This window comes from Rummeliibacillus sp. G93 (assembly GCF_023515935.1).
In the GTDB taxonomy this organism is placed as follows: Bacteria; Bacillota; Bacilli; order Bacillales_A; family Planococcaceae; genus Rummeliibacillus; species Rummeliibacillus stabekisii.
The window spans coordinates 2,850,856-2,875,829 of sequence record NZ_CP097314.1 but is presented as its reverse complement, the minus strand read 5'-3'; the positions used below and the strand labels follow the sequence as shown (position 1 = coordinate 2,875,829).

At 37.9% G+C, this 24,974-nt stretch carries 25 protein-coding genes; 20 read left to right on the top strand and 5 right to left on the bottom strand.

Going from position 1 to position 24,974, the window contains the following annotated elements; genetic code table 11:
• The first annotated feature begins 37 nt into the window (after positions 1-37).
• From M2M59_RS14490 to M2M59_RS14480, 3 genes are all read left to right on the top strand, one after another.
• Positions 38-319, top strand: a complete 282-nt coding sequence (locus M2M59_RS14490; protein WP_147197106.1) for a GNAT family N-acetyltransferase — start codon at positions 38-40, stop codon at positions 317-319.
• 191 nt (positions 320-510) lie between these two features.
• A complete protein-coding gene (locus M2M59_RS14485; protein ID WP_147197108.1) occupies positions 511-978 on the top strand; it encodes a DUF4064 domain-containing protein in 468 nt (155 codons plus the stop codon).
• A 225-nt stretch (positions 979-1,203) separates the two neighbouring features.
• On the top strand, positions 1,204-1,542 hold the full coding sequence (locus M2M59_RS14480) for a hypothetical protein (RefSeq protein WP_223823624.1): 339 nt from the start codon (positions 1,204-1,206) through the stop codon (positions 1,540-1,542).
• Between the two features lie 44 nt (positions 1,543-1,586).
• On the opposite strand, the gene M2M59_RS14475 is transcribed toward M2M59_RS14480, so the two are convergent.
• Positions 1,587-2,237: a LytTR family DNA-binding domain-containing protein gene (locus M2M59_RS14475; protein ID WP_066790308.1), complete on the bottom strand. Its 651-nt coding sequence runs from the start codon at positions 2,235-2,237 to the stop codon at positions 1,587-1,589.
• Between the two features lie 472 nt (positions 2,238-2,709).
• Here M2M59_RS14475 and M2M59_RS14470 point away from each other — a divergent pair, with 472 nt between their 5' ends.
• From M2M59_RS14470 to M2M59_RS14455, 4 genes are all read left to right on the top strand, one after another.
• Positions 2,710-3,495: a helix-turn-helix transcriptional regulator gene (locus tag M2M59_RS14470; protein ID WP_147197110.1), complete on the top strand. Its 786-nt coding sequence runs from the start codon at positions 2,710-2,712 to the stop codon at positions 3,493-3,495.
• A gap of 105 nt (positions 3,496-3,600) precedes the next feature.
• Positions 3,601-4,449, top strand: coding sequence for a membrane protein insertase YidC (gene yidC / locus M2M59_RS14465; protein WP_147197112.1), 849 nt, complete (start codon positions 3,601-3,603; stop codon positions 4,447-4,449).
• A gap of 176 nt (positions 4,450-4,625) precedes the next feature.
• The gene (locus M2M59_RS14460) at positions 4,626-4,871 is read left to right on the top strand and encodes a hypothetical protein (RefSeq protein ID WP_249774947.1); all 246 of its coding nucleotides are present in this window, start codon (positions 4,626-4,628) and stop codon (positions 4,869-4,871) included.
• A 41-nt stretch (positions 4,872-4,912) separates the two neighbouring features.
• Positions 4,913-5,656, top strand: coding sequence for a M15 family metallopeptidase (locus M2M59_RS14455; protein WP_249774946.1), 744 nt, complete (start codon positions 4,913-4,915; stop codon positions 5,654-5,656).
• Positions 5,657-5,739: 83 nt separating this feature from the next.
• Here the strand turns inward: M2M59_RS14455 and cls are convergent, their stop codons facing one another.
• Positions 5,740-7,197, bottom strand: coding sequence for a cardiolipin synthase (gene cls / locus M2M59_RS14450; protein ID WP_147197117.1), 1,458 nt, complete (start codon positions 7,195-7,197; stop codon positions 5,740-5,742).
• 298 nt (positions 7,198-7,495) lie between these two features.
• Here cls and M2M59_RS14445 point away from each other — a divergent pair, with 298 nt between their 5' ends.
• Complete coding sequence (locus M2M59_RS14445; protein WP_184117602.1) at positions 7,496-8,821, top strand: L-cystine transporter; 1,326 nt, start codon at positions 7,496-7,498, stop codon at positions 8,819-8,821.
• Positions 8,822-8,913: 92 nt separating this feature from the next.
• Here M2M59_RS14445 and M2M59_RS14440 read toward each other — a convergent pair whose 3' ends face one another.
• Complete coding sequence (locus tag M2M59_RS14440) at positions 8,914-10,083, bottom strand: MFS transporter (RefSeq protein ID WP_249774945.1); 1,170 nt, start codon at positions 10,081-10,083, stop codon at positions 8,914-8,916.
• A gap of 245 nt (positions 10,084-10,328) precedes the next feature.
• On the opposite strand from M2M59_RS14440, the gene M2M59_RS14435 reads away from it, so the two are divergent.
• Both M2M59_RS14435 and M2M59_RS14430 read left to right on the top strand, forming a co-directional pair.
• Positions 10,329-10,619 carry a hypothetical protein gene (locus M2M59_RS14435; RefSeq protein WP_147197123.1) on the top strand — a complete coding sequence of 97 codons (291 nt, stop codon included), beginning with the start codon at positions 10,329-10,331 and terminating at the stop codon, positions 10,617-10,619.
• Positions 10,620-10,924: 305 nt separating this feature from the next.
• Entirely contained in the window at positions 10,925-11,062 is a 138-nt protein-coding gene (locus M2M59_RS14430; RefSeq protein WP_173668485.1) for an Lmo0850 family protein, read from the top strand.
• A gap of 160 nt (positions 11,063-11,222) precedes the next feature.
• Here M2M59_RS14430 and rodA read toward each other — a convergent pair whose 3' ends face one another.
• Positions 11,223-12,416, bottom strand: coding sequence for a rod shape-determining protein RodA (gene rodA / locus M2M59_RS14425; RefSeq protein ID WP_147197125.1), 1,194 nt, complete (start codon positions 12,414-12,416; stop codon positions 11,223-11,225).
• 176 nt (positions 12,417-12,592) lie between these two features.
• Here rodA and M2M59_RS14420 point away from each other — a divergent pair, with 176 nt between their 5' ends.
• The 7 genes from M2M59_RS14420 (at position 12,593) to M2M59_RS14390 (ending at position 21,084) form a co-directional block, all read left to right on the top strand.
• The gene (locus M2M59_RS14420; RefSeq protein ID WP_249774944.1) at positions 12,593-13,498 is read left to right on the top strand and encodes a hypothetical protein; all 906 of its coding nucleotides are present in this window, start codon (positions 12,593-12,595) and stop codon (positions 13,496-13,498) included.
• Positions 13,499-13,756: 258 nt separating this feature from the next.
• Complete coding sequence (locus M2M59_RS14415) at positions 13,757-14,824, top strand: D-alanine--D-alanine ligase (protein WP_249774943.1); 1,068 nt, start codon at positions 13,757-13,759, stop codon at positions 14,822-14,824.
• A 22-nt stretch (positions 14,825-14,846) separates the two neighbouring features.
• The gene (murF, locus tag M2M59_RS14410; protein ID WP_249774942.1) at positions 14,847-16,220 is read left to right on the top strand and encodes a UDP-N-acetylmuramoyl-tripeptide--D-alanyl-D-alanine ligase; all 1,374 of its coding nucleotides are present in this window, start codon (positions 14,847-14,849) and stop codon (positions 16,218-16,220) included.
• Between the two features lie 178 nt (positions 16,221-16,398).
• Entirely contained in the window at positions 16,399-17,094 is a 696-nt protein-coding gene (locus M2M59_RS14405; RefSeq protein WP_249774941.1) for an alpha/beta hydrolase, read from the top strand.
• A gap of 345 nt (positions 17,095-17,439) precedes the next feature.
• Positions 17,440-18,966, top strand: a complete 1,527-nt coding sequence (locus M2M59_RS14400) for a degradosome RNA helicase CshA (RefSeq protein WP_280524629.1) — start codon at positions 17,440-17,442, stop codon at positions 18,964-18,966.
• A 128-nt stretch (positions 18,967-19,094) separates the two neighbouring features.
• Positions 19,095-19,568, top strand: coding sequence for a PH domain-containing protein (locus tag M2M59_RS14395; protein ID WP_249774940.1), 474 nt, complete (start codon positions 19,095-19,097; stop codon positions 19,566-19,568).
• Positions 19,561-21,084: a PH domain-containing protein gene (locus tag M2M59_RS14390; protein ID WP_249774939.1), complete on the top strand. Its 1,524-nt coding sequence runs from the start codon at positions 19,561-19,563 to the stop codon at positions 21,082-21,084. The genes M2M59_RS14395 and M2M59_RS14390 overlap by 8 nt, the downstream gene beginning before the upstream one ends.
• A 34-nt stretch (positions 21,085-21,118) precedes the next feature.
• Here M2M59_RS14390 and M2M59_RS14385 read toward each other — a convergent pair whose 3' ends face one another.
• Positions 21,119-21,727, bottom strand: a complete 609-nt coding sequence (locus M2M59_RS14385; protein ID WP_249774938.1) for a rhomboid family intramembrane serine protease — start codon at positions 21,725-21,727, stop codon at positions 21,119-21,121.
• A 68-nt stretch (positions 21,728-21,795) separates the two neighbouring features.
• On the opposite strand from M2M59_RS14385, the gene acpS reads away from it, so the two are divergent.
• The 3 genes from acpS (at position 21,796) to alr (ending at position 24,773) form a co-directional block, all read left to right on the top strand.
• Complete coding sequence (acpS, locus tag M2M59_RS14380; RefSeq protein ID WP_066790282.1) at positions 21,796-22,149, top strand: holo-ACP synthase; 354 nt, start codon at positions 21,796-21,798, stop codon at positions 22,147-22,149.
• A gap of 53 nt (positions 22,150-22,202) precedes the next feature.
• Positions 22,203-23,474, top strand: coding sequence for a prolipoprotein diacylglyceryl transferase (locus M2M59_RS14375; protein ID WP_249774937.1), 1,272 nt, complete (start codon positions 22,203-22,205; stop codon positions 23,472-23,474).
• A 174-nt stretch (positions 23,475-23,648) separates the two neighbouring features.
• Positions 23,649-24,773 (top strand): alanine racemase, encoded by a 1,125-nt coding sequence (gene alr, locus M2M59_RS14370; RefSeq protein WP_249774936.1) that lies wholly within the window; start codon positions 23,649-23,651, stop codon positions 24,771-24,773.
• The last annotated feature ends 201 nt before the right edge of the window (positions 24,774-24,974 follow it).

Genomic DNA, 24,974 nt, shown 5'->3' with positions numbered 1-24,974 from the left:
GAGTGTGCTACACTATTTATTACAGGGGGTGTTATTCATGGATTTCCAATTAAACAACCGTGGAAGTGAAGGATATGCATTTGAATATAAAGAAGACGGTCAAGTGTTAGCAGAGCTAACATGGACGCAGCTTGGAGATATTATGGTAGTTGACCATACATTTGTAGATCCATCTTTGCGCGGACAGGGTTTGGCAGTTAAGCTGCTGGATCGTGCTGCAGAATACGCACGTGAGAAAGATTATAAAATCGAGGCTGTTTGCTCATTTGTACTGAAGGCATTCAGCTCAACCGATAAGTATGATGATATTAAAGCATAAAAGAACACGTTAACGGATTAGCCGATTTGCGGGTAGATATTATTTGCAAATTGGCTTTTTCGTCGTGGAAAGTTAAAGATGCATGAATCTTTTCCATAATTGGATACGTATACTACTATGAAGTGAGATTTCACTTAGTGAGAAGCTTTTTCTTACTTGAGTGTTAATGAAACTAAATATGAGGTGTATACATGAAAAGAACAGGAGAATTAGTTTTCGGCATTATTGGATCGCTCTTTAATTTGATTGCCATCTCTTTTGTGGGCTTACTTGTCGTCTCTATGTCAAGTGTTTCAGTCAACGAGCAATTCCAGAATGAACTTGTAACGGAGATGGAGAAAAACTATGCTAATAATCCGAATCTACAGGATATTGATCCACAAAGTTTTGCAGATACGGTAGTAGCGTTCACCGATGGTTTTGGACCATTCGGTTGGTTTTTCATTATCTGCTTTGTCATTAGCTTGGTATTAGGAATTGTAGCGTGTATTCAAGCATATAAAGCAAAGAACAAAAAAGCCAATATGGCAGGGTGGCTCTTTATCGTGGCTGCTATCTTTGCGGGCATTATTTCCTTTACTTCTTTCGCTTATTATATTGCAGCAATTATTTGCTTTGTCCGCAAACCGAAAACAGAAGATCAAACGCTTGTTAACTAATGGGAGGCCCTATCACAATCCAAACAGATAGGGCTCTTTAACTGTTAGGGAAAGAGCATATGTTTTCTGCCCGTCAGTTTAGAAGAAATATGTATAGATTTTTCAATGGTTGCAGATGATGTGGGGAGAAGCCCTTCAAAAATTATGATTGAAAAGGTGTAGGATTTTTAAAAAAGGGTATAGTTATCCTAGAACAAATTGATATAACGGGAGGAAATGATGAACATGGGAAAAAGTAAATCATTATTACTAGCAGGATTAGCGGCAGGAGCGTACGCTTATTTCCGTAAGAAAGAAAACCGCGACAAAGCAATGGAGGCATTCAACTCAACAAAGGATAAAGTAAATGAGTTTGTAGACAAAAACTTCTCTTCTTCCCCAGATGTAAAAGAAGATGCTGTAAGAACAACTACTGGTGATGGACATACAGATCCAGAACTTACGTATGATGAAGAAGATAGCAAAATGACATATGAAGGTTCAACAATGACAAGCATCAACTATGAAAATGCTGAACAAGATGATAAATTAAATGGCGTTAAGCCTCCTGAAGAAAATAAATAAATGAAAAAAGAGTTGTCTTTGTGACAACTCCTTTTTTATGTGTTTTAGAATCCTAAAGACCGGCGGAAGTAGCTAGCATAGCGCTGACTAACAGGTATCCGAGTTCCGTCTTTCATTATTAATAAGAAAGTGGAATGCGAATCGGGTTGAATTTCTTCGATATAATCAATGTTAACAATATAAGAGCGATGGCAACGTATAAAAGTATCAGGAGATAAGAACAATTCCAAATCGCTTAAGTTTAATCGATGGTATCCTTCTTTTTGGATTGATTTAACGTATGTTTTACGTAGCTGTGTTTCTAAGTAGATCACATTTTCATGTTTGACAGGATACCAGCAATCATCAACTTTAATGGTAATGTAATTAGTTAAAAAAGGAGAAGGTTTTTGTGGGAAAATAGCTGTAATTGCACCTTTTGTCTCCCCTTCTTCCATTAAAGGGATACTCATGCCATAGTAAGGTACGCCAAATACGTCTGATTCGATAAAAGAATTAATTTTTTGACCGTAGCTTAGTGCCTTGCGGGTAGCAGAGCCTTCAGGAATGTCATCGCCCGGCTTAATTTTCAAATCAATCTTTTTGCTTGGTTGATAATAGATATATTTTTCTGTATCTGAAATAACTATTGATGTGTTGTCAGGGAAAAATTCCTTTATAACTTCTATCAATTCCTCGATAGACTTTGGATCCATGAATACCTACCTCGTTTCTTTGCATTCATCATAATACAGTACTCCCTATAAAACATAGGATGATTAAGCACTGTTATAATTATTCTCTTCACATATTATGACACAATTCTATTATTGAAAATACTCCTTCGTGAAAAATTGTTGGTTTTTACACTGCTTTATATTAGAGAAATAAGAACGGTATATTTATAGTCGGTTAAAACGCGATTAAAAAGTAATAAATAGGGAAGAAATTTTAATTCTTTTAACTACAAAACCCAAAGGGGGACCCTAGCACCAATATAGCTATAATTTGGCTAATTTCCTGAAATGTATTTTTTATAAGAACTAGTACCCAATTTTTAAAAGAACCAATTTACTCAAATTTTCTTTAAGATTGGGTAATAAAACTATTTTCATATTACCATTTTCGTTATATAGTAAGATTAACGTGATAAAATACTGTGTAATTTTATAGAAAGATGGGGAGTTTATGCTGCAAAAACAATATTCCATTTCAGAAACAATCTCGAAAAAGTACTTTGAAGAAATTGAAATTATAGAAAACTACGAAGGCATAGAAGAGTTTTTTGAAATAGAAGCACAACTTTTAAGGCAGATTTACCAATTAGAGTTAAATGAGGCAAGGGCATCACTGCGCCAACTAATAGATATTTTAGCTATACGAGCTGGGAAAGAATTCATCCGTTCAGTAAGGCATTACTTTGTCATTTTATCATCTGTTGTCACAAGAAAATTACTTGAAAACCAAGCACCATCAAAGAAAGTGTTTGCGTTTAACACAGCATGTATACAAATGATCGATAAACAGATGAAAGATGCAGAATTCCTGCAATTTGCGGACGATTTAATAGAATTTTATATCTATGTCATCTCAGAAAGAAAACAACCATCCTATAGACACCAAACAGTAAATAAAGTCATTATGTACATAGATGATGAAGTCGAATCGGACTTTTCAGTCGAAGACATCGCCATGTATTTTTCCATTAGCACAAGCCATTTATCACGTATTTTTAAAGAGCATGTTGGCATAACTTTAGTAGAGTATTTAAATGTTCGAAGAGTGGAAGAATCTCAATATTATCTAAGGCATACAAATAAAAGCATATCTGAAATATCAGATCAATTCCATTTTTGCAATCAAAGCTATTACACACGTATTTTTAAAAAATACGTTGGTTGTACACCGAAGCATTTTAGAGACAAGCCTGAAGAAGAATATTACCGTTATAAATTACCAGAAAGACTATTATAATTTGAAATCGTTACATATATATTGAATAAACACAATTTTGATTTGATTAGTATCCTCTATATAATGTATACTTCACTATAGCTTGAGAAATTGTAGGTGAATATATTGAAGAAGAAACTTTGGTTAGTTTCAATGGTCGGTCTTGCTCCATTTTTGCTAGCTGGCTGTAGTTCAGTGCAAAATAAAGAAGGCTTTTTCTATAGTACATTTGTAAAACCGATGGATTTCTTGCTAGACTTTATTGGGAACTCCCTTTTTAATGGGAACTATGGCGCAGCGATTATTATAATTACTGTGTTAATCCGTTTTATTCTAATGCCTTTCATGTTGAAGAACTATAAAAATCAACAGGGTATGAAAGAAAAAATGGATCAATTGAAACCCGAAATGGACGAGATCCAAAAAAAATTAAAAGCCGCTAAATCAAAAGAAGAACAAATGGCTTTACAACAAGAGATGATGGGATTGTACAAAAAGTACAATGTCAACCCATTGAATATGGGCTGTTTGCCTGTCATTATCCAAATGCCGATTATTATGGGCTTATACTACTCCATTCGTTATTCGTCTGAAGTACAAGCGCACCATTTCTTATGGTTTAAGCTTGGAGACCCAGATATTGTTATGACACTTATCGCTGGTGCTGTTTACTTTGTACAAGCACAAGTTTCATTATGGACAGTGCCTGAGCAACAAAAAGCACAGATGAAAATCATGATGTACATTTCTCCAATAATGATCATGTTCATCTCGTACACTAGTATGGCTGCACTTCCTTTATATTGGTCTGTCAGTGGTGCTTTATTGATTTTCCAAACATATCTTGGACGTAAATTTTACTCTCAACATCCAGAGAAAGCAGTTGAAAAAACCGCTGTCCCTGATTCGGATAGAAAATTGACTCCTGCAGAAAAGCAGGCTGCGAAATCAGCAAAGAAAAAATCAAAAAAATAAAGTAACGATGCAAGAGTTATAATCATCGACTTGAGTGTTCGTGAACGATTCAAAGCATTTTAATGTAGAAGCCCTATCTTTTCAGATATGGATCTTACTACTTTTGAATGCGGTATAAACTTCTAAATCGAGGCGAATTTTGCCTCGATTTTTAATTGGTTAAGGGAGGCAACAAATTGAGTTCGAAAGCACTAACAGGTATACTTGTAGCGCTTACAAGTATTCTGGCTGTTATTTTTATTATTCGTCAAAATTTTGATTGGGCAGTTCTTTTCATTTCATTGATGTTTACGATTACAAACTCTTTCCGTGTAAAGGATATGGCAAGGCAAGGGTATACAAAAGAAGCGAAGTGGATGAAAGGGACGGCTATATTTTTTGGAATCGCTACGCTTGTTGTATTAGCGCTGATTCTTTTTTAAAATGATGTAGTCAGCAGTTTTAAATATAAGAGGTGTAAGCAATGATTAAAAAACATGTTAAGAAATCTTCATTTGCATTCCTGTCGATTGCGGCGCTTGCCGGCAGTATATTAGCAGGATGCAATGATATAAAACAAGAGCCATCTGACAAACCTGTTCAAAAGGAAGTATCTCATGATCCGGCAACAGAAAAGAAAAAGGCTAAAATTAAAGACGAGAAAGTAGATGCAGGGGGCTATATAATTGGTAAGAAATTGCCTAAAAAAGTCACGTATATGCAAGGTTTTTTGGTCGCAAGTAAGCAATATCCTTTGCCTGCAAGCTATGCGCCAGGAGAGAATCCGGAGGCTAGAGATGCATTTAATAAGCTAAATGCTGCAGCTTCTTTGGACGGCTTTCATTTTGATGCATTCAGCACCTATCGGTCATATGATCGTCAAGTAGAGTTATATAATGCGTATGTCAAACGCGATGGTAAGAAAGCAGCTGATAGGTATAGTGCTCGACCGGGTTATTCAGAGCATCAAACGGGTTTAGCATTCGATATCGGTGAAGTAGGAAATGAAGCGGCCTATGCAGATAATGCTTTCGGTAAAACAGAAGCTGGCAAATGGCTTGCAAAAAATGCACATAAATATGGTTTTATTATGCGTTATCCAAAAGGTAAAGAAACTGTTACAGGTTATATGCATGAATCATGGCATTTCCGTTATGTAGGTCCGAAGGCTGCAAAAGAAATCTATAAAAAGAATGAGACATTAGAAGAATATCTTGGTATTAAATAAATAGTAAAAGAAAAAAGCTTAAAGCAAGTTACTTGCTTTAAGCTTTTTCTATAGGGAGTATCCCGTAAATCCTGATTATCATTTTATAATATTGGAGATAATAATCGTGAAATTGATTCTTTCATCTTAATAGTCCGTGAACGGTTATCGTATAACTCTTGTGTAAGCTCTGTAGAAAGTAGCATGTCTTTTTCGAATAGCTCCGCTAGCTTATGAGATGTCTCGCGGTGATAGATAAAGGCATTTACTTCAAAGTTTAGCTTAAAACTACGGAAATCGATATTGGCTGTTCCTACTGTCGATGCTTCATCATCAATCACAATCATCTTAGTGTGCAAGAATCCATTTTCGTAAATATATATTCTGGCGCCCGCTTTCAATAGCTGTCCGACATAGGAGTAAGTTGCCCAATACACAAACATATGGTCTGGTTTGTTCGGGATCATAATCCGGACATCTATACCTGATAAACAAGCAATTCGAACTGCGTCCATAAAGCTGTCATCCGGAATGAAATAGGGTGTTTGGATGTAAATGTACTTTTGGGCCATGCCGATTAATTTAAGGTAGGCATTCTTAATTTGTTCCCATTCAGAGTCGGGACCGCTTGAAACAATTTGAATACTGACTTCTCCTTTACGCGTAATAGCGGGGAAGTAGTGATCTGCATATTGAATATCTTTTGTGTTGGAGGCTTGATTCCAATCCAAAAGGAATCTTGTTTGCATAGGATGTACAGAACTACCTTCAAGTCGCAGATGTGTATCTCGCCAATAACCAAACTTCTTCTTTAAACCAAGATATTCATCACCCACATTAAAACCACCGATATAACCAACGCGCCCATCAATAATTACAAGCTTACGGTGATTCCGATAATTCATGCGCGGATTAATCAGTGGTAAGATGGAAGGGAAAAATACCTCAACCTCACCACCTGCATCGATGAGTTCTTGGAAATGCTTCACATGCACGCCTCTAGAACCCATTTCATCATAAAGTAACCTTACCTGCACGCCTTGCTTCGCTTTCTTGGTAAGCTCCTTTACAATTTTGGTGCCTAGCCGATCAACGCGAAAAATATAATATTGAATATGAATATGATGTTTTGCAGATTCTATGTCTTCAAGCAATGCCTTGAATTTCTCCTCACCATCATTAAAAATCGTGACAGCATTGTCTTGCGTCAAAACCGCATGGTTGGTCGTTAAATTCATAAAAATCAACTCTTTGAAGTGCGCTGCGTCATCAAGACGAAACTCAAATGTATTTTCTTGAATCGCTTCCATTTGATATTCAATTAATTGATCAATCCCAATTTTCTTGCGTCCTTCCCATCTGAAAAGATGTTTCTTGCGGAGTTGCCTGCCCAATAATATATAAAGGATAAATCCAGCGACAGGCAAAAAGAAAAGAACAAGAATCCACGCCCAAGTTGACGTAGGCTCTTTTCTTTCTAAAAAAATGATAATAGCTGCTAGCAGGATGTTGGATACTAAAATAATGGAAACAATTAAGGAAGTTAAATTCGCTGTATCCATTTAGTAGTCACCTTCTTCCGTGTACTTCTCTTTAGTATAGCCTATATAATACCGAATTCAACTGGATAAAGAAACAAACATTACTTTCCTGTTTCGAAACGATTAAATTCAATTTTCATTTTATTTAACAGGAGATAAAGATGTTTTAAAAGTTTGAGTAAACCTACTTGACTAATAGGTTTTCTTGTTTTAATCTAAGAATACAATTTTTATAGAATGGGGTTGTGAAGGGTTGAATACCTTTTTAATAATAATAAACGTAATAGTCCTGCTATTGCTGATTGGCTTGCTTATTTATATGAATAAAAAGCATGTCTCTTTTTCTAAACGTGTATTTACAGGTTTAGGAATAGGTATCGTATTTGGGCTATTCCTGCACTTTGTTTATGGTCCAACGACAGATGTTGTCGTAAAAACAGTTGACTGGTTTAGCATTGTCGGAACAGGCTATGTGAAACTGTTACAAATGGTGGCTATGCCATTAGTATTTATTTCAATCATTTCAGCATTTACAAAAGTAGTTGCTGGTAAAAACTTCGGTAAAATTGCTGCTCTAATTTTATTTATATTAGTTGGAACTACAGCTATCGCTGCTTCAGTCGGTATAGCTTCAGCACTTGGTTTCCATCTTGATGCAACACAACTTGTACAAGGTGATGCGGAACAAGCGCGTGGGACAGAAATAGTTCAAAAATCAGAAGACCTTGGCGATAAGTCAATGCCACAACAAATCATTGATCTGCTTCCTGCTAATCCATTTTTAGATTTAACAGGCGCTCGTTCTTCTTCAACGATTGCAGTAGTTATTTTTGCAGCATTCTTAGGCTTCGGCTATTTAGCTGTAAGACGTAAAGATGAGAAAACAGCTGACATGATTAAAACAGGTATAGATACAATCTATTCACTTATCATGCAAGTCGTAAAAATTGTCTTGCGTTTAACTCCTTTCGGGATTTTAGCAATTATGACATCGACTATTGCTACATCTGACTTTGGTGCTATTTACAATATGGGTAAATTTGTTATCGCTTCGTATGTTGCGTTAGCAGTGATGTTTATTATCCATATGATTATCATTACTTTAACAGGTATGAGTCCTGTGACTTATATCAAAAAGGTATTGCCTACATTAGTATTTGCTTTTAGTTCACGCTCTAGTGCTGGTACATTACCCCTCAATATTCAAACACAAACAAACCGTTTAGGTGTTTCTGAAGGGATTGCCAATTTTGCGGGTTCATTTGGTATCTCTATTGGCCAAAATGGCTGTGCTGGTGTTTATCCTGCGATGCTTGCCATCATGATTGCACCTAGTGCAGGAATTAATCCATTAGATCCTGGATTTATCCTTACACTAATCTTTGTAGTTGCCATTAGTTCATTCGGTGTGGCTGGTGTCGGCGGTGGTGCAACATTCGCGGCTATCATCGTATTGTCTGCTATGAACTTGCCTGTCGCATTAGCGGGTGTTTTAATCTCAGTTGAACCATTGATTGACATGGGTCGTACAGCATTAAATGTAAATGACTCTATGGTAGCTGGTGTAACGACAGCACGTATCACTGGTGAGCTAGATAAAGACGTTTACAATTCAAAAGAACAACAAGATTTAGCTGAAATTTAATGATATTAAGCTGCCTTCTCTTTAAAAGGGGAGGCAGCTTTTTTTGTTGGAAAAATAAAAGCCTTCAACCAAATGATTGAAGGCTTGATGTACTAAATTTGTTTTTGTTCCCGCAATGTTTTCTTGCTTGAACGATAAACAAGGAGTACGAGTATACTCGCCAGTGCTAGCACGCCGGCTATATCGTAAACGAAATTTGCTTCTTTTGTTAAAACCCATGTGAAGAATAATGGACCAATAATCCTTCCCATATTGTCCATGGAATAAGAAAGACCAGCAGCAGTGCCATATTTCCCGCCCGATTCTTTAGAGGAGAGAGACGTATTCAAGGTTCTAGCTAAAGCATTACCAGCAGTAAATACACAAAGCGCGAATCCTGCGAATGCAAGGCTCTGTGTGAATGGGAATAATAACAAGCCGATTGCTGTGACAACTTGCGCCCCTATAAGCCATCTGGTTTCTTTTCCATCTTTGATGTGCCTCACAAGGCCGCCTTGTATTAAGAAATCAACAAAGCCACTGAACAAAAAGAGTGACCCTAACTGAGCAGAAGTAATTTGGATTTTTTCCATTTGGAATAATTGAAGTGTCGATTCAACGCCTGCTAGCAGGAATGTCACAATAAACGAGAAAATAAATAAGTATCTCACGCGATATTGAAAAAGCATGGAGGTCCCTTTTGGTATAATAGCTCTTTTTGTAGCTTCACCTTGTCGAACAGGTTCACGCAATACAATGCTTGCGTAAATAAGCAACAGGATGAGAAGAATGCTAGATACGGTGAATGGCGTGCTTAAACTAATCTGTCCAAGCAACCCGCCCAAAGCCGGTCCAAAGATAAATCCAAGACCAATAGACATGCCCATAAAACCCATATATTTGTTGCGGTTTTCTTCAGTCGACATATCGCCTATAAAACCAGTAACGGCCGTATAAAGAGCGCCTGAGAATAAACCGCCTATAATACGGGAAATATAAAGCATTGTTAACGATTTCATAAACAATGAAATTAATATAAAGCTTGTACTAAATCCAAGCAAACCAATTAAAATTAGTTTTTTTCGGCCCATCTTGTCACTCAGCATCCCCCATAAGGGAGCGGTAAAAAAGCTTGCAAGTGAATAAATGGTTAAAAGTCCGCCAACATGCATTTTGGCAAAGCCTTGATTTACTACTACTTCAGGTAAGACAGGTATGATCAAGCCAAATCCAAAATACACAAAAAACTGAACAGACATCAGTAAGAAGAGCGATTTTTTCATGTTAACCCAACTTTCTTTAAAGACATTCGATTCATCATCCAACCATTAGATTGAATAAATAGTGAAACGTTTCACCTATAATTTCTAGTATAAGGTGAACAACGGATGAATGCTAAGCCTAGCCTTGAGAAGTAAAGAAATTTATTAGTTAAGTGCTATTTGTAAATTAAATTCATTGTTTATGAGGGCTTTCCTTTCGGGAATAGACATCATAAGGATAGGAAGATTTAAGGAGGAATAGAGTAATGGATATCACAGTAGTAGCAAAAATGAAAACAAATGACGGATCAGAAGGGATTTTAGACTTAAAGGAGCCAGTATTAGTTGAAATGGAATCTGCACGGGAATTCAAAGTGAAAAATGCCTTAGAGTATCTTGGCCATACGGATATTAAAGCACAGTCGCTTGAAATGAATAAATATGTGGCCACAAGCGTATTTAATGGTGAGTCTTACCAAACGGAGATTTCATTTAGCTATGCCTTGCGGGCAAATGGGCAGTATTTTGAACTGCAGGAGTTAAAAGGAATGATATAAAAGGAGGGATAGAAGCTGTCTGACAAAAGGATCTCCATTTAAGACAGCTTTTTTCTTCTAGATGTGGTTTAGAGAGAGTTAAGAGGGGAATAATTATAATACATATAGAGATGGGTATCTAAGTTGTGAAGGTAGCCTATAAAAAAATCATTAATTATGTAACAATATTGAAAAATTTAAAGGGTTTAAAAATGGTATTATAGAAATGAATATATAGAAGCTTATTTGGTTAATTTAAAGTGGAGAAGCAACTTTTTAAAAACAGCTTCGTCAATGAATATAAGTAAAAAGAAGAGGTGGAAAGAATGTCAAGAGATGTAGATATCACAAAAATTATTTCAAATTTATCAAAACTTGGCGTAAAGGCGACTACTACAAAATCTCGCTTAGAATTATTAAAAGCATTAGCACCACCAAAATCATCTCCCCAAACGCAAAGCTAACTTAAGAGACATCCCAAACTTCGGCCCCATTACTAGTCGGAGTTTTTTAAAACGCCTCGGTCCAAAAATGCATGTATACCGAACGCAAACAACCGATAGCGTTTTATTATACATAAAAACGCCTAAAGAGCTTTTAGATGCTCTCTAGGCGTTTTTTTAGTTAAAAGTCATCATCGTCATCATGATTGCCAAACATATATGTGCGATGGTGGAATTTCATGCTGAAGACCAAACCTAATGCTAAAGCATTCCCCATCATAGCACTCCCTCCATAACTAATGAATGGAAGAGGTATTCCTGTAATAGGCAGTACCTGTGTTGTCATTCCTATATTTTCAAAGACATGGAATGTAATCATAGCAATAATGCCTGCACACACATACGTACAAAACGGATCTTTCATTCGTAGTGTGAGTTTTGTTAGGTGGAAGATTAGGAAGAAGAACAAGCAAATGACAACACTTGCTCCGATAAAGCCAAACTCTTCACCGATGACGCTAAAAATAAAATCGGTATGATTCTCTGGTACATATACTTCTTTATGCTTGAACCCTTTACCGAAGATTTCCCCAGAACCAATCGCATTCAACGATGCAATTAAATGGTAACCATCGCCGGAAGAATACGAGTAAGGATCTAGCCAAGAATAGATACGTGCTAGTTGGTAGGGGTCAAATTTTAGTTTATGGATTAAGAAGTCCTGCATATTAATGGCCATCCACAAGAGTGAACCGCCGACAACTGCTGCTATAGAGGCAACAGGTAGTATGATTTTCCATGGAATGCCGGCTACGATGATAACAGCGCTCGTAATAGCCAAAAATACAAGCGATGTACCAAGGTCAGGCTGTTTCATAATGAGACCAAGTGGCACCAATAGAACTAAGAAGATTTTTCCTAATAAAATCATATCTGTTTTAAAAGTCTTTAAGGGATGCGAGTCATGGTGTTTGCTGACGGTCCTGGCTAGCGCAAGGATATAGAAGGTTTTCATAAACTCGGATGGCTGGATATCTGCAAAACCTAAGTGGAACCAGCTTTTCGCTCCGTTTCGCGGTTCAGCGATTTGTCCAACGCCCCCTGGCGCTACCATTAAGACAATCAGTACTAGGATACCAGCTCCATATAAATACCAAGCCATCTTTTTGTATTGATCTGGGTCAAAGTACATCATGACTGCGACAATACAAGCGCCAACAAAATACCAAAAAAGCTGTTTTGGCACAAAGTTAGTGATATATTGGCCTGACATTTGGGCAGAGGAGATTGCCATCACGCTGACAATACAAAATAATATCAATATAAAAGCGAGCGTCCAGTCAAAACGATCGGAAAAATTTCTTTTTGAATTCATGATAGTCACCTATAGTAGTAGATTTGATACAAAAAAATATAGTGAAGCTTCAATCAATGGGCGCTTTTCTTTCTTTTTCCACCATTGATACTTGTGTTACCTGTTCTGGTTGGTCATTTATGCTAAACCTACCAGTAAAAACTACACTAGCCTATCAAATTTAAAGCAGTCTTTCAATGGGGAATCTGTTTTTTAAAGCATTTGGCATGTCCGAAAAAGCCTCACTTCTCTTATTGTATCATGGCCTGTATAAAGTGAAACGAAAATACATCACAAATGTTTCAAAAATGTTTATTTCCTCTTATAATAGTATAGGAAACGAGGTGATCGACTTGGCAAAAAAAATGCGAGCTGCTGATGACTATTTACATCATCTATATGTACACAAGAATGAAATAAACCAATTTGCGATGTTGAGCGGTTTGACTTTCCGCGAATTTGTCTCTGCAGTCGGTCCGCTTCAAAATATTTTGCTGCTGAAGAATGAGTATGATGATGGTTCGTTCAACATGCATACGCGATTAGAGTTTGTGGAAGAGAAAAGTATACCGAAATTTGTAAAGAAGGCCATGGATTCTAAAAAAGACTTGTGCTGGATTGATTTCTCGGATGAACGTAAACTAAATCTTCTAACTCCACAAGAACAAGCTGAATTGCTTTATATTGGACATAAAAAGGAAGCGATTCGGTCTCCTTTCTACCACCAATTGCAAAATAGATACGTTTATTTATCTTCCCAAGATGCAAAAACATCAAAAATTTATTTCCGCGACATGTCGGACTTAAGAAAACTTGTTACGCAAGTATTCAATAACATCATCCAAGAAAAAGAACGGACTAATTTTTGGAGACGAAAAACGGGGAATTTGATACCGATTATTAGTGAAGAATTGATGGGGAATTTCCGTGAAGATGTAGAAGATGGCGTATTGTTTTCATTATACAAAATTGAAAAACCGAAGCTCTCCTATGTTTTGGAATTACGCTCACTTTCTGAAGAGTACTTCCCTGATGAAATATGGGATGATTTAAATAATTTATTAAAGAGAACTCCGGATAAGGTATTAGAAGTACACAAATAGGAAATTACCTGGACAGTTTTTAAAAACGCACGCATTCCACCCATGTAAAAATGGATGAATCGTTGCACTATAAATCGCTTTTTTGAGATTCCTACATATCATAAGTAGGAATCTTTTGTTTTTTTACTGTATTATTACTTCAAAGTGCTATGATAGAAATATTAAATTACAGGGCGTATTAAATCATTTGTATTATTTTATGATGTAAATAAGTCGTGTTAAAATGGGAAGTAGAAAAAACTTGGAGGAATATAAAGAATGAAAAGAAAATTAGGCTTGTTATATGGTGGTAAATCAGCAGAACATGATGTGTCATTATCAACTGCCAAGGCTGTCATTCAAGCATTGAATTTTGATCAATATGATGTGTTTCCAATTTACATCACGCGCGAGGGAGAATGGCGAAAAGGCGCACAACTAACAATGCCTGTAGAAAATACTGATGACTTAGTATTCCAAATGGATGGAAACGAAGAAAAACCCAATGATATATCAAGTTTCTTAGTATCAGATGAGAAACCGTTTGATGTGATCTTCCCGCTACTGCACGGTACGAATGGTGAAGACGGTACTGTTCAAGGATTGCTAGAAGTATTGAATTTGCCTTACGTTGGCAATGGTGTTTTGGCTTCAGCGGCGGGTATGGATAAAGTTGTAATGAAACAATTATTCGAAGTAGCTGGTCTGCAACAAGTGCCATATGTGTACTTTATCCGTAAAGAATGGCAGAAGAAGCAGGAAGAACTGCTGAAAGAAATGGAAGATAAGCTCTCTTGGCCAATGTTTGTAAAACCTGCTAACTTAGGGTCTAGTGTAGGTATCAGTAAGGCGACTAATCATGAAGAGCTAATCAAAGCAGTGGATCTTGCTTTAAAATATGACCGAAAAATTGTCGTAGAAACAGGCATTACTGCACGTGAAGTAGAGATGGCCGTACTGGGCAATGACGAACCAAAGGTATCTGTTCCAGGTGAAATTAAACCAGTCACAGATTTCTATGATTATGATTCCAAGTACAATGATAATCAAACAGATCTATTGATTCCAGCACCTGTATCAGATAGCGTGATTGCTAATATGTCCGATATGGCTAAACGTGCATTTAAAATTATAGATTGTTCTGGACTTGTCCGTGCTGATTTCTTTGTGACAGCAGAGGATGAGATATATATTAACGAAATAAACACAATGCCTGGCTTTACGCCTGTCAGCATGTATCCAATTCTTTGGCAAAATACAAATCTCGCTTATAGCGATTTAATCGAAGAGTTGATTTCTTTAGCCATTGAACGCCATGAAGAAAAGCAACAACTTCAATACCAATAAAAAAGATTGAGTGTGATTTCTTGTGAAAAAAACATTGCAGCAAATTGCAGATTGGTTAGAACTTGACCAAAAAATGGATGAACGCCTGGTGACAGGGGTATCCATCAATACACGTACATTAGAAGAAGGCGACTTGTTTATACCGTTTCGTGGCGAAAAAACAAACGGTCATAAATATGTAGCTCAAGCCTTTGAAAATGGCGCAGTAGCTTCTCTTTGGCAAAAAGATGAGCCGAATCCACCGCAAGATGTGCCATTGCTATTTGTAGAAGATCCAGAGAAAGCTTTACAGCAAATGGCGGTTAAATATCGCGGAGAACATCTGGCTACATTCATCGGCATTACTGGGTCGAATGGGAAAACATCTACCAAAGACCTTTTAGCTGGAACGCTCTCTCCCTACTTTAAAGTTCAAAAGACAGAAGGTAACTTTAATAACCAACTTGGCTTGCCATTAACAATCCTTTCTTTAGATGAGGATACACAGTTTGCTATTTTAGAAATGGGTATGGATGGCTACGGACAGATTGAATTTTTATCAAAAATGGCAAAGCCAATGTTCACTGTTATCACCAATATTGGTGAAGCGCATATGGAAGCGCTGGGTTCTCGAGAAGGTATCGCCAAAGCCAAATTTGAGATTATTCAAGGTCTCTTGCCAGAAGGAAAGCTATATTATGATGGCGATGAGCCATTGCTACAACAATTAGTGGCAAAAGAGGCACATCTAAATACAAAATCCTTTGGTACCGGCCCATCCAATGACCTTCAGGTAAGCTGGATGGAGACAACAAAAGAAGGCAGTGTGTTCTGTGTAAAAGGAATGGTAGAAGGGGAGTTCTTTATTCCTGTTCTAGGTCAGCACCAAGTAAAGAACACGTTAGCCGCAATCTTGATTGCGCAGCAGGTTGGTTTAACTGACGAAGAAATTCGCAATTCTTTAGAAAATGTTTCTTTAACGAATATGCGGATGCAACTTGTAAATGGAGAGCAGGGCATATTATTTGTAAACGATGCCTATAATGCTGCTCCTACTTCAATGAAAGCTGCACTAGAATTCATGAAGACAACCACCATGCGCAAGGACAAATGGATTGTACTTGGCGACATGCTGGAGCTAGGCCAATTGGAACAGCAATACCATGAGGATTTAGCGGTGGAGATAGACTTGCAAGCCATCCATCATATTTGTTTATATGGACCTCGCATGAAACATCTCTATGATATGCTGAAAAACCAGGTGTCAGCAGAACGTCTCATCTGGACAGAACAGGATTATGAGCCCATCATCGACAGCATCCGCTCACAAGCGGACGAACATTCGATCATTCTCCTAAAAGGTTCACGCGGCATGGCTTTAGAGCATATATTAAAAGCATTCACGAAAGAGGATTAAAGAGAAAGCGTTTAGGGAAGACTAATTTTCCTAGGCGTTTTTTTTAGCTTGTGTTCACTGGAATAAAACCTCCATCCGTCTTTTATTGCCTTACGGATATGAGGAGGAGGGAATACTGCCACCCCCGAATATCCTCCTTGTCAGCGGACAAAAGTCTCAACAATGAGGAGGAACGAATTTGAAAATCGGTGTCTTATGCTTGCACGGTTTTACAGGTGGACGACATGAAATCAAGACGTTTACTCAATATCTAGAACAACAAACAGATTGGATTCTCCATGTCCCCGTTTTATCTGGACACGGCGACAAACTTAATCTTAGTCACTATACAGCAGAGCATTGGTTAATGGATGCAGAAATAGCCTACAGACGATTGTATAAGAAAGTAGATATGGTCTACATAGTAGGCTTCTCTATGGGTGGGATTATCGCTATGTATTTGGCGTTGCGTTATAAAGTTCAAGCTCTTGTTCTCTTGAGTCCCGCAGCCAGATATATTCGCACTAAACAATTTGCGATTGATTTAAGTAAATTATTTATGGATACCCTTCATGGAGATTATGAAAAAAATGATTTATTTCGGCTGTATGAAAAAAAGGTTATAGAGGTTCCCTTACATTCGGTGACAGAATTCACGCGCCTAGTACGTATAGTGTCGCCATATTATCGCAAAATAAATACACCGGTTTGTTTTGTACAAGGTAAAAAAGATGAGCTTGTTCCATATGGCACAGCAACTTACCTATACCAAACTGTAGCAAGCAAAAAGAAAGAATTAATCTTCTCCCCTGAAGGAAAACATCTCATCTGTTACAGCGATGATACAAAAGAGTGGTTTCCAAAGGTGTTAGAGTTTATGAGAGGGTGTGTATAAATAAATAAAGTATATAGAGTTTCATGTACGTTATAATTGCAAGAAAGTATTTACCGTGTTAGAATATTGAAAGCAATGGATACATTTTGTGCGGAGACTCTCCAAATGGATGGAGAGTACTTTTTTTTGAACATTACGGTTTATTCTACATTTATTATGAAATGTTTCAGAATTAAACCGCTCGGCAAAGACCGGGCTTTCCCTTTTTATATAAAATTCCTCTGTAAAATGCAGAGATAGTATATGTAACGGAAACGTTCCTACCATAAAGGCTCGATTTGCCCTATATTCATCTGAAAATGTAACCATTTGTCAACTGCATAGCAAAGAAGGAGAATGAGAAGTTTGACAAATTTTTCAGAATTAAATATTAGCGCTTCTACACAAAGATCCCTAAAACGTATGGGATTTGAAGAAGCTACACCCATCCAAGAAGGCACTATTTCATATGCCCTAGAAGGACGCGACATTATCGGTCAAGCACAAACAGGTACTGGTAAAACTGCTGCTTTTGGGATTCCGCTTATTGAAAAAGTCGACCCTAAAAACCCAGTCGTACAGGCTTTAATTATTGCCCCAACTCGCGAACTAGCGATTCAAAGCTCAGAAGAACTTTACAAAATTGGATATGACAAACGCGCTCGCATCCTTTCAGTTTATGGTGGCCAAGATATTAGCCGTCAAATTCGCGCGCTTAAAAACAAGCCTCAAATTATTGTGGGTACGCCTGGTCGTATTCTAGACCATATCAAACGTCGTACGCTAAAACTAGAAAACGTTGAAACACTTGTTTTAGACGAAGCGGACGAAATGTTAAACATGGGCTTCATTGAAGATATCAACACAATTTTAGAAAACGTGCCATCAGAACGACAAACATTGTTGTTCTCTGCTACAATGCCTGCACCAATTCGTAAAATTGCAGAAACTTTCATGAAGGAACCAGAAATTGTTAAAATCAAATCAAAAGAAATGACAGTTGAAAATATCGATCAATACTTCGTAAAAGCACAAGAACGCGAAAAATTCGATGTTTTATCTCGTCTTTTGAATGTACATCAACCGGAATTGGCTATTGTCTTTGGACGTACAAAACGTCGTGTAGATGAGCTAGCACATGCTTTAAATATTCGCGGTTATTTAGCAGAAGGCATTCATGGTGACTTAAGCCAAGCAAAACGTCTATCTGTACTGCGCCAATTTAAAGAAAATAAAATCGATATTCTTGTAGCAACAGATGTTGCTGCTCGTGGTTTGGATATCTCAGGCGTAACACATGTGTACAACTTTGATATTCCACAAGATCCTGAAAGCTATGTTCACCGTATTGGACGTACTGGCCGTGCCGGCAAATCAGGCCTTGCTGTTACATTTGTGACACCACGTGAAATGGGTTATCTGCGCATCGTTGAAGAAACAACGAAAAAACGCATGACGCCACTAAAACCACCTACTGCTGATGAAGCGTTGGTTGGCCAACAAGCTCTTGCAGTAGAGCAATTAAAAGAACTAGTAGAGAAAAATCATCTAAGTGATTATAGAGCGATGGCAGAAGAACTGTTGACTACACATGATGCAGTTGATTTAGTAGCTGCTGCTTTGAAATCTCTAACAAAAGAACCTGATGATACACCAATCAAAATTACTGAAGAACGTCCATTACCTATGCGTCGCACATCTTCTCGCGGCAACAGTAATGGTGGAGGTCGTAGTCAAGGTCGTGGCAATTACCGTGGCAATAGAAACGGTAGCTCTCGCGGTGAACGTGGAGAACGCAGCGGCAGCGGTCGCCGCAGCGATCGCAGCAGTAGCCGTCGTGAAGGTGGACGCCGTGATAGCGGACGTCGCCAACCTCGTCGTAGCGAAGACTAATATACAAAACATCTTGTTTCGAGCAGTCGAAGCAAGATGTTTTTTTTATGAAACAAAAGCAACTATCATACCGTATAGTAGAAGTAGGTAAAAAGCGCGAAGATTAAAAGAAGGGAAGTGTTCTAAGATTGCAGCCTAAATATCAACTATCTAAGAAGGGGTTAACGGTTTGGCGTATACATGCGGCGATTGAAAGTCTCAGTGTATTAGTAATCGCTCTCATTGCATGCGCACTCACTTATTATTTTGAGGGTCCGTACTGGATCTATGCAGTAAGCATTGCAGTCGTTATTATCTATAGTTTTTTAAATATGTATTTATTTCCAAACATTCGCTGGGATCATTGGCGATATGAAGTGAGAGAACAAGAGATTGAAATTCAACACGGCCTTTTTATTGTCAAGCGCACATTGATTCCCATGGTGCGTGTGCAGCATGTTGACACTTCCCAGGGTCCCATATTAAAGCATTACCATTTGGCGAGCATTTCTATTTCCACAGCTGCCACTATACATACCATCCCTGCTTTAACGGTAGAGGAAGCAGATGGATTGCGAGCGAGTATTTCAGAATTGGCAAGGGTGGCAGAAGACGATGTCTAATAAAATGAATCATCTCCATCCCATTACTATTCTAATTGGTTTTCTTCAAACCTTAAAAGGCTTGGTGATTCCAGGGGTTGTAATCTTGGTCGGCAATGGATTTCGCTATTCATTTAGTCCGGGCAGTCCAAAATTTATGGTTACCCTTTTGCTGCTTTCAGGTATCTTGTTGCTATTAGTCCTTATTTTGATTTTCTCTTTTATAAAGTGGAAGAAGTTTGTTTATTGGTTTGAAGAGGAAGAATTGAGAATAGAATATGGCTTATTCGTAAAAAAGAAGCGCTATATCCCTCTAGAACGAATACAGAGCTTAAATTATAAAGAAAGCTTACTTCATCGTCTATTTGGGCTAGTAAAAGTAAAGATTGAAACAGCGGCCGATAGCGGAGAGGCGGAAGCAGATCTGACTGCTATCACTAGAAGTCAAGCTGATCTGATTGAGGCGCAAATGAAGCGAGCAAAAGAATACCATCATTTTGAAAAGGCATCAGAAAATGACACACCTATCCTTGCGAAGGATGATAAGGAAGAACAGATACCGACCCGTACATTGGTTCATCAAATGTCCCAAAAAGATCTGTTGGTGCTGGCCACAACATCTAGCAGTATTGGTGTTGTATTTTCAGGTTTGGCTGCTGTGCTATCGCAATTAAACGATTGGATTCCGTATGATCAAATATATGGAGAAGTGAAAAACTATATAAAATTTGGCGTCGTACTTATTTGTGTTATAACGCTTCTCATTTTATTTGTATCATGGATGCTATCTGTTGCCATTACGTTTATCAATAATTTTGGCTTTCGTATAGAGAAAGAGGAGCAGCGGCTCTTCGTGTCGAAAGGGTTACTAGAGAAAAAAAGACTCACTATTCCTTTGAATAGGATACAAGGGGTTCGCATTGTGGAGTCGCCGTTTAGACAGTTGTTCGGATATGTCTCGATTGTTATTGAGAGTGCTGGAAGTTCTGGTGAGAAAAATGAAAAGAAAATTGTACTGCTTCCACTCATTAAAAAGAAAAATAGCTTTTTCATCTTACGAGAAATTTTCCCGATTGGTATTTGGACGGAGCCTCAATTAATAAAAGCACCAAAAAGAGCTTTATTTCGTTATATAAAAATCCATCTTTATTGGTCTATCCCGCTTGCAGCAGCTTTATGTTTCTTCCTCTTTCCTTACGGGGCATGGTCTTTAATTTTAATACCGATTGCTGTGTTGCTAGGGTATTGGCAATATCGCACTGCAGGGTTTAACATTACCTCCCAGCAGCTTACGATTGTTGAAAGAGGACTTAGCCGTACAACGCTTGTTGTGTGGAAAAAGAGAATTCAATCTCTCACGATGTCCCAAAGCTACTATGCGAAACAAAAGCATGTCGCTTCTGCTAAAGTTGTGATGATGTCAGGAAAGACAGGAAGCCATGCGAAGGTTAGACATTTTGATGATGAGAGAGTAAAAGATATTTTTGAATGGTATAAGCCGAATGAGAGAGAAATTGAACATACAAAAAGCTGGTAGAGTTTCTTAGAAACCTCACCAGCTTTTATGTATATTAATTTTTTTTAATCCAGCGAAGGACACGCTTGGGATGAAAGTCAAATAACCCGATAATCAATCCAGTCACTAATCCTGCAATATGTGCAGTTGCGTTCACATTGGGCTGCAAGAAAGTCATAATAACAGAGATCACAACAATCGGCATAATAATTTGTTTAAGCTGCGGCATGGTCTTTCGCGTATAGTACACCAATGCCAAAAAGGCGCCGAACAAACCAAAAACCGCACCGCTTGCCCCATAGCTCACATAATTTGCTGGCTGGATTAAATACGAAACGACATTCCCAATGAAACCAGATACAAAATAAATAGTGAAGAATCGGAGTTTTCCGGCAAGACGCTCTAACTCAGGACCGAAAACGTACAATGAAAACATATTAAAGAGCAAGTGGAAAAATCCTCCGTGGATAAACATAGAAGTGAGCAGCCGCCAATATTCGCCATCAGCAATTAAATAATTTGCTGCTGCGCCTTTAATAACAATATTGAGGCCTAACGGAGGAATGAGCCCAATTAAATAGACTGCGATATTAATACCTATTATTATCGAAATCACCGGATATAATAATATGTATTGTGAAAGTTTTTCTGTCCGATTAAACATGTATTCACCTCAACTTTAATATGATTATTATACATTGTTTTAATGGCTGAATGAAAGGAGAAACCAAGTTGATCAAAGGAATAGGACTAGATATAGTAGAAATCTCTCGAATAATGAAAGCGAATGATCTCAATCCACATTTCAAAGAAAGAATCCTCACAAAAAATGAATTAGCGATTTTCAATCAGTTAAAAACAAGACGCCAACTAGAATTTCTTGCAGGCAGGTTTTCAGCTAAAGAAGCATATTCAAAGGCAAACGGCACAGGAATTGGAAAGGAGTGTTCATTGCAGGATATTGAAATTTTGCCAAACGACAAAGGCCAGCCGATATTATATTTTAAACAAGAAATTGTCCAAGGCTTTGTAAGTATTACGCATTCAAAGGAGTATGCGGCCGCTCAAGTTGTACTGCTTGCATAAAACGTAGAGCTCGTTCATAGGATGTCTTATGGAAAATGAGAAAGGATGGGGTTTTGCGAAAACTTCTCACACTAGGATTGCTTTGTTTCGCAGCAGTATTGATGTTAGCAGCATGTGGATCAGATTCAAAGGAAGATATTGTCAAAAAGACAAGCAAGAAATGGGCGGATTCAAAGGGCTATGAAGTCAAAGCAAATATGGAAATTAAAACAACAGGTGATACTAAAAAGTATAACGTTGATGTATGGCATACGAAGCCAGAATTTTACCGTGTAGCTGTTTCAGAAGAAGGACAAGAAACATCTCAAATGATTATCCGCAATGAAGAAGGAGTGTTTGTAGTTACGCCTTCGATGAAAAAGACGTACAAGTTCCAAAGTGATTGGCCAAAGCAAAACAGCCAGGGCTACTTAATCAATTCTTTGGCGAAAGATTTAGCCTCTGATTCACAGGCTACTATGAAAGAAACAAAGGATTCATACATCTTTAAAGCGAAGACACGTAATACACATTCGAAGATGTTGCCAACACAACAGGTCTACATTAATAAAAAGACCTTGCTACCTACGAAAGTAGTTGTGTTAAACGAAGCAAGTGAAGAGCAAATCAAAATCACCTTCAAAAAAATCACGTTAGGCGTTGCTAAAAAAGCTGGGGATTATGACTTGCAAGATTTCACAAAACCTAGCGACTCAGATGAGGTGAACAAAGATAAAGCTAATGTAGATGAGAAAGCCGCAGAAGATGCAGCTAAAGATGCAGACGGAGAAGCTACTGCAGAGGAAAATAAAGAAGGTAATACAGAAGGAAAAACAGAAGGAACAGATGACAAAGCAGCTGTAAATGAAGAGGAAGCAGCAGGCGAAACAGCTCAAGAAGAGGCTGCGGAAGATAATGCTTCTAATGAAGAAAGCACAGCTGATGAAAACGGTGAAAAAGTGGCAACTTCAGCAGATGCAGATGCCTCCGGTGAAGAAGCTACCAATACAGATTTCGAAACGCACTATCCGGTAGTAGATTGGAATTTAAAATTAACTGATGAAAAATCAATGAACACAACTGCTGGTACTCGTAAAATTTTATCATTCGAGGGAGATAAGAGCTTCACTATTATTCAAGAAAAAACAACTAGAGCGGAACAACTGTATATTCCAGTATTCTCTCCGGGAGACCCTGCTGATCTAGGATTTACTGTAGGAGCGATCACGGACAACTCTATTAGCTGGGAAGCAGATGGCGTATCATACTTTATCGCCTCAAACGATCTAAGTAAGACGGAGTTAGTAGAAGTAGCATCCTCAATGGTAAATGGAGAAATGAAATAGTAAGGGAAGTATCGCTCAGTAAGATTGTAGAATTTCTTACTGAGTGATAGTCCCTTTTTGTTGCAGAAATCAATCTTCTTATCATGAACGATGAGCTATATTATTACATCATTATGTTTGACCAAATCCTTGGTTGGGACGATAATAGATAAAAACTAATAAGAGGGTATAGACATGCAAGGAAATGAAATATTTCGACCTACTAAGGCAATTATTGATTTATCAGCTATTCGCCATAATATTGTAAACTTGCGTAAGCATTTGCATTCAGATGTCTCTGTTATCGCAGTAGTAAAAGCAAATGCTTACGGACATGGCGATGTACAGGTGGCCAAAGAGGCACTAAAAGCAGGTGCTACTATTTTAGCAGTAGCCACCCCTGAAGAAGCATTGCATTTACGGCAGGAAATACCGCACACTCCAATCATGATTTTAGGTGCTTCTCCAATTGTTTTTGCGCCTATCGCAGCAAAAGAAGCCATTATCCTAACTGTTTTTTCAGAGGATTGGGTACGCAAAGTGGCTCCATTAGCCAAAGATTTCGAAAAGCCGCTTAAGGTTCATATAAAAGTTGATAGCGGGATGAATCGTATTGGTGTGCGCCAAGAAAAAGAACTACAGGCTGTATATGATGCGGCCAAAATGGTTAATAATATAGAAGTGGATGGTATTTTCACACATTTTGCTACAGCGGATGAAGAGAATCAAGAGCAGTATGAAATGCAATTGGGGATATTCCAAAAGATGATTGCCAGCTTACCTGAAAAACCACGCATAGTGCATGCTGCAAATACAGCTGCTGCATTAGTTAAAGAAAGTGCCCAATTCGATGCTGTGCGTTTTGGGATTTCTATGTACGGACTTGCACCATCTACTTATATTGAAGAAAATCTTCCATACCCTTTAAAAGAAGCGCTCGCATTAGAAAGTGAATTAGTACATGTGAAGAAAATTCAAAAGGGCGACAGAGTCGGCTATGGAGGTACATATATAGCAAAAGAAGACGAGTGGATTGGTACATTGCCAATAGGCTATGCCGATGGTTTGCTGCGTTGTCTTACTGGTCAAGAAGTTTTAATAGAGGGTAAAAGGGTACCAATTGTAGGAAGGATCTGTATGGATCAATGTATGGTGCGCCTGCCTAAAAAGTATGAGATTGGTGAGAAAGTGACACTAATTGGCAAACAACATGGAAATGAAATTCATATACAAGAGTGGGCAGAGCGTCTTCATACAATCGTCTATGAAATACCATGTATGATTTCAGAGCGGGTTCCGCGGGTATATAAAGAGCAATAATCATTTTTTCTGGCTCGCGCCAACTTGAAGTGAAATATAAATAGCGATAAAGAGCAACAGAGTTTCCTAGTAGTCGACAAATTCAGAAAAAAAACCGCGATAATGTCAAATGCTTACTGATATTGTCTTTTCAATATTATATTTTAATGTTAGGATTATGATAGTTGAGAACATATTGGCGATTTGTTTCTGGAGGTGTTG

Excerpts from the sequence above, each read along its gene's own strand:
- M2M59_RS14490 (WP_147197106.1), top strand. The coding sequence starts at position 38 with ATGGATTTCCAATTAAACAACCGTGGAAGTGAAGGATATGCATTTGAA.
- M2M59_RS14485 (WP_147197108.1), top strand. The coding sequence starts at position 511 with ATGAAAAGAACAGGAGAATTAGTTTTCGGCATTATTGGATCGCTCTTT.
- M2M59_RS14480 (WP_223823624.1), top strand. The coding sequence starts at position 1,204 with ATGGGAAAAAGTAAATCATTATTACTAGCAGGATTAGCGGCAGGAGCG.
- M2M59_RS14475 (WP_066790308.1), bottom strand. The coding sequence starts at position 2,237 with ATGGATCCAAAGTCTATCGAGGAATTGATAGAAGTTATAAAGGAATTT.
- M2M59_RS14470 (WP_147197110.1), top strand. The coding sequence starts at position 2,710 with ATGCTGCAAAAACAATATTCCATTTCAGAAACAATCTCGAAAAAGTAC.
- M2M59_RS14455 (WP_249774946.1), top strand. The coding sequence starts at position 4,913 with ATGATTAAAAAACATGTTAAGAAATCTTCATTTGCATTCCTGTCGATT.
- cls (WP_147197117.1), bottom strand. The coding sequence starts at position 7,197 with ATGGATACAGCGAATTTAACTTCCTTAATTGTTTCCATTATTTTAGTA.
- M2M59_RS14445 (WP_184117602.1), top strand. The coding sequence starts at position 7,496 with ATGAATAAAAAGCATGTCTCTTTTTCTAAACGTGTATTTACAGGTTTA.
- M2M59_RS14440 (WP_249774945.1), bottom strand. The coding sequence starts at position 10,083 with ATGAAAAAATCGCTCTTCTTACTGATGTCTGTTCAGTTTTTTGTGTAT.
- M2M59_RS14435 (WP_147197123.1), top strand. The coding sequence starts at position 10,329 with ATGGATATCACAGTAGTAGCAAAAATGAAAACAAATGACGGATCAGAA.
- M2M59_RS14430 (WP_173668485.1), top strand. The coding sequence starts at position 10,925 with ATGTCAAGAGATGTAGATATCACAAAAATTATTTCAAATTTATCAAAA.
- rodA (WP_147197125.1), bottom strand. The coding sequence starts at position 12,416 with ATGAATTCAAAAAGAAATTTTTCCGATCGTTTTGACTGGACGCTCGCT.
- M2M59_RS14420 (WP_249774944.1), top strand. The coding sequence starts at position 12,593 with ATGGGGAATCTGTTTTTTAAAGCATTTGGCATGTCCGAAAAAGCCTCA.
- M2M59_RS14415 (WP_249774943.1), top strand. The coding sequence starts at position 13,757 with ATGAAAAGAAAATTAGGCTTGTTATATGGTGGTAAATCAGCAGAACAT.
- M2M59_RS14390 (WP_249774939.1), top strand. The coding sequence starts at position 19,561 with ATGTCTAATAAAATGAATCATCTCCATCCCATTACTATTCTAATTGGT.
- M2M59_RS14385 (WP_249774938.1), bottom strand. The coding sequence starts at position 21,727 with ATGTTTAATCGGACAGAAAAACTTTCACAATACATATTATTATATCCG.
- alr (WP_249774936.1), top strand. The coding sequence starts at position 23,649 with ATGCAAGGAAATGAAATATTTCGACCTACTAAGGCAATTATTGATTTA.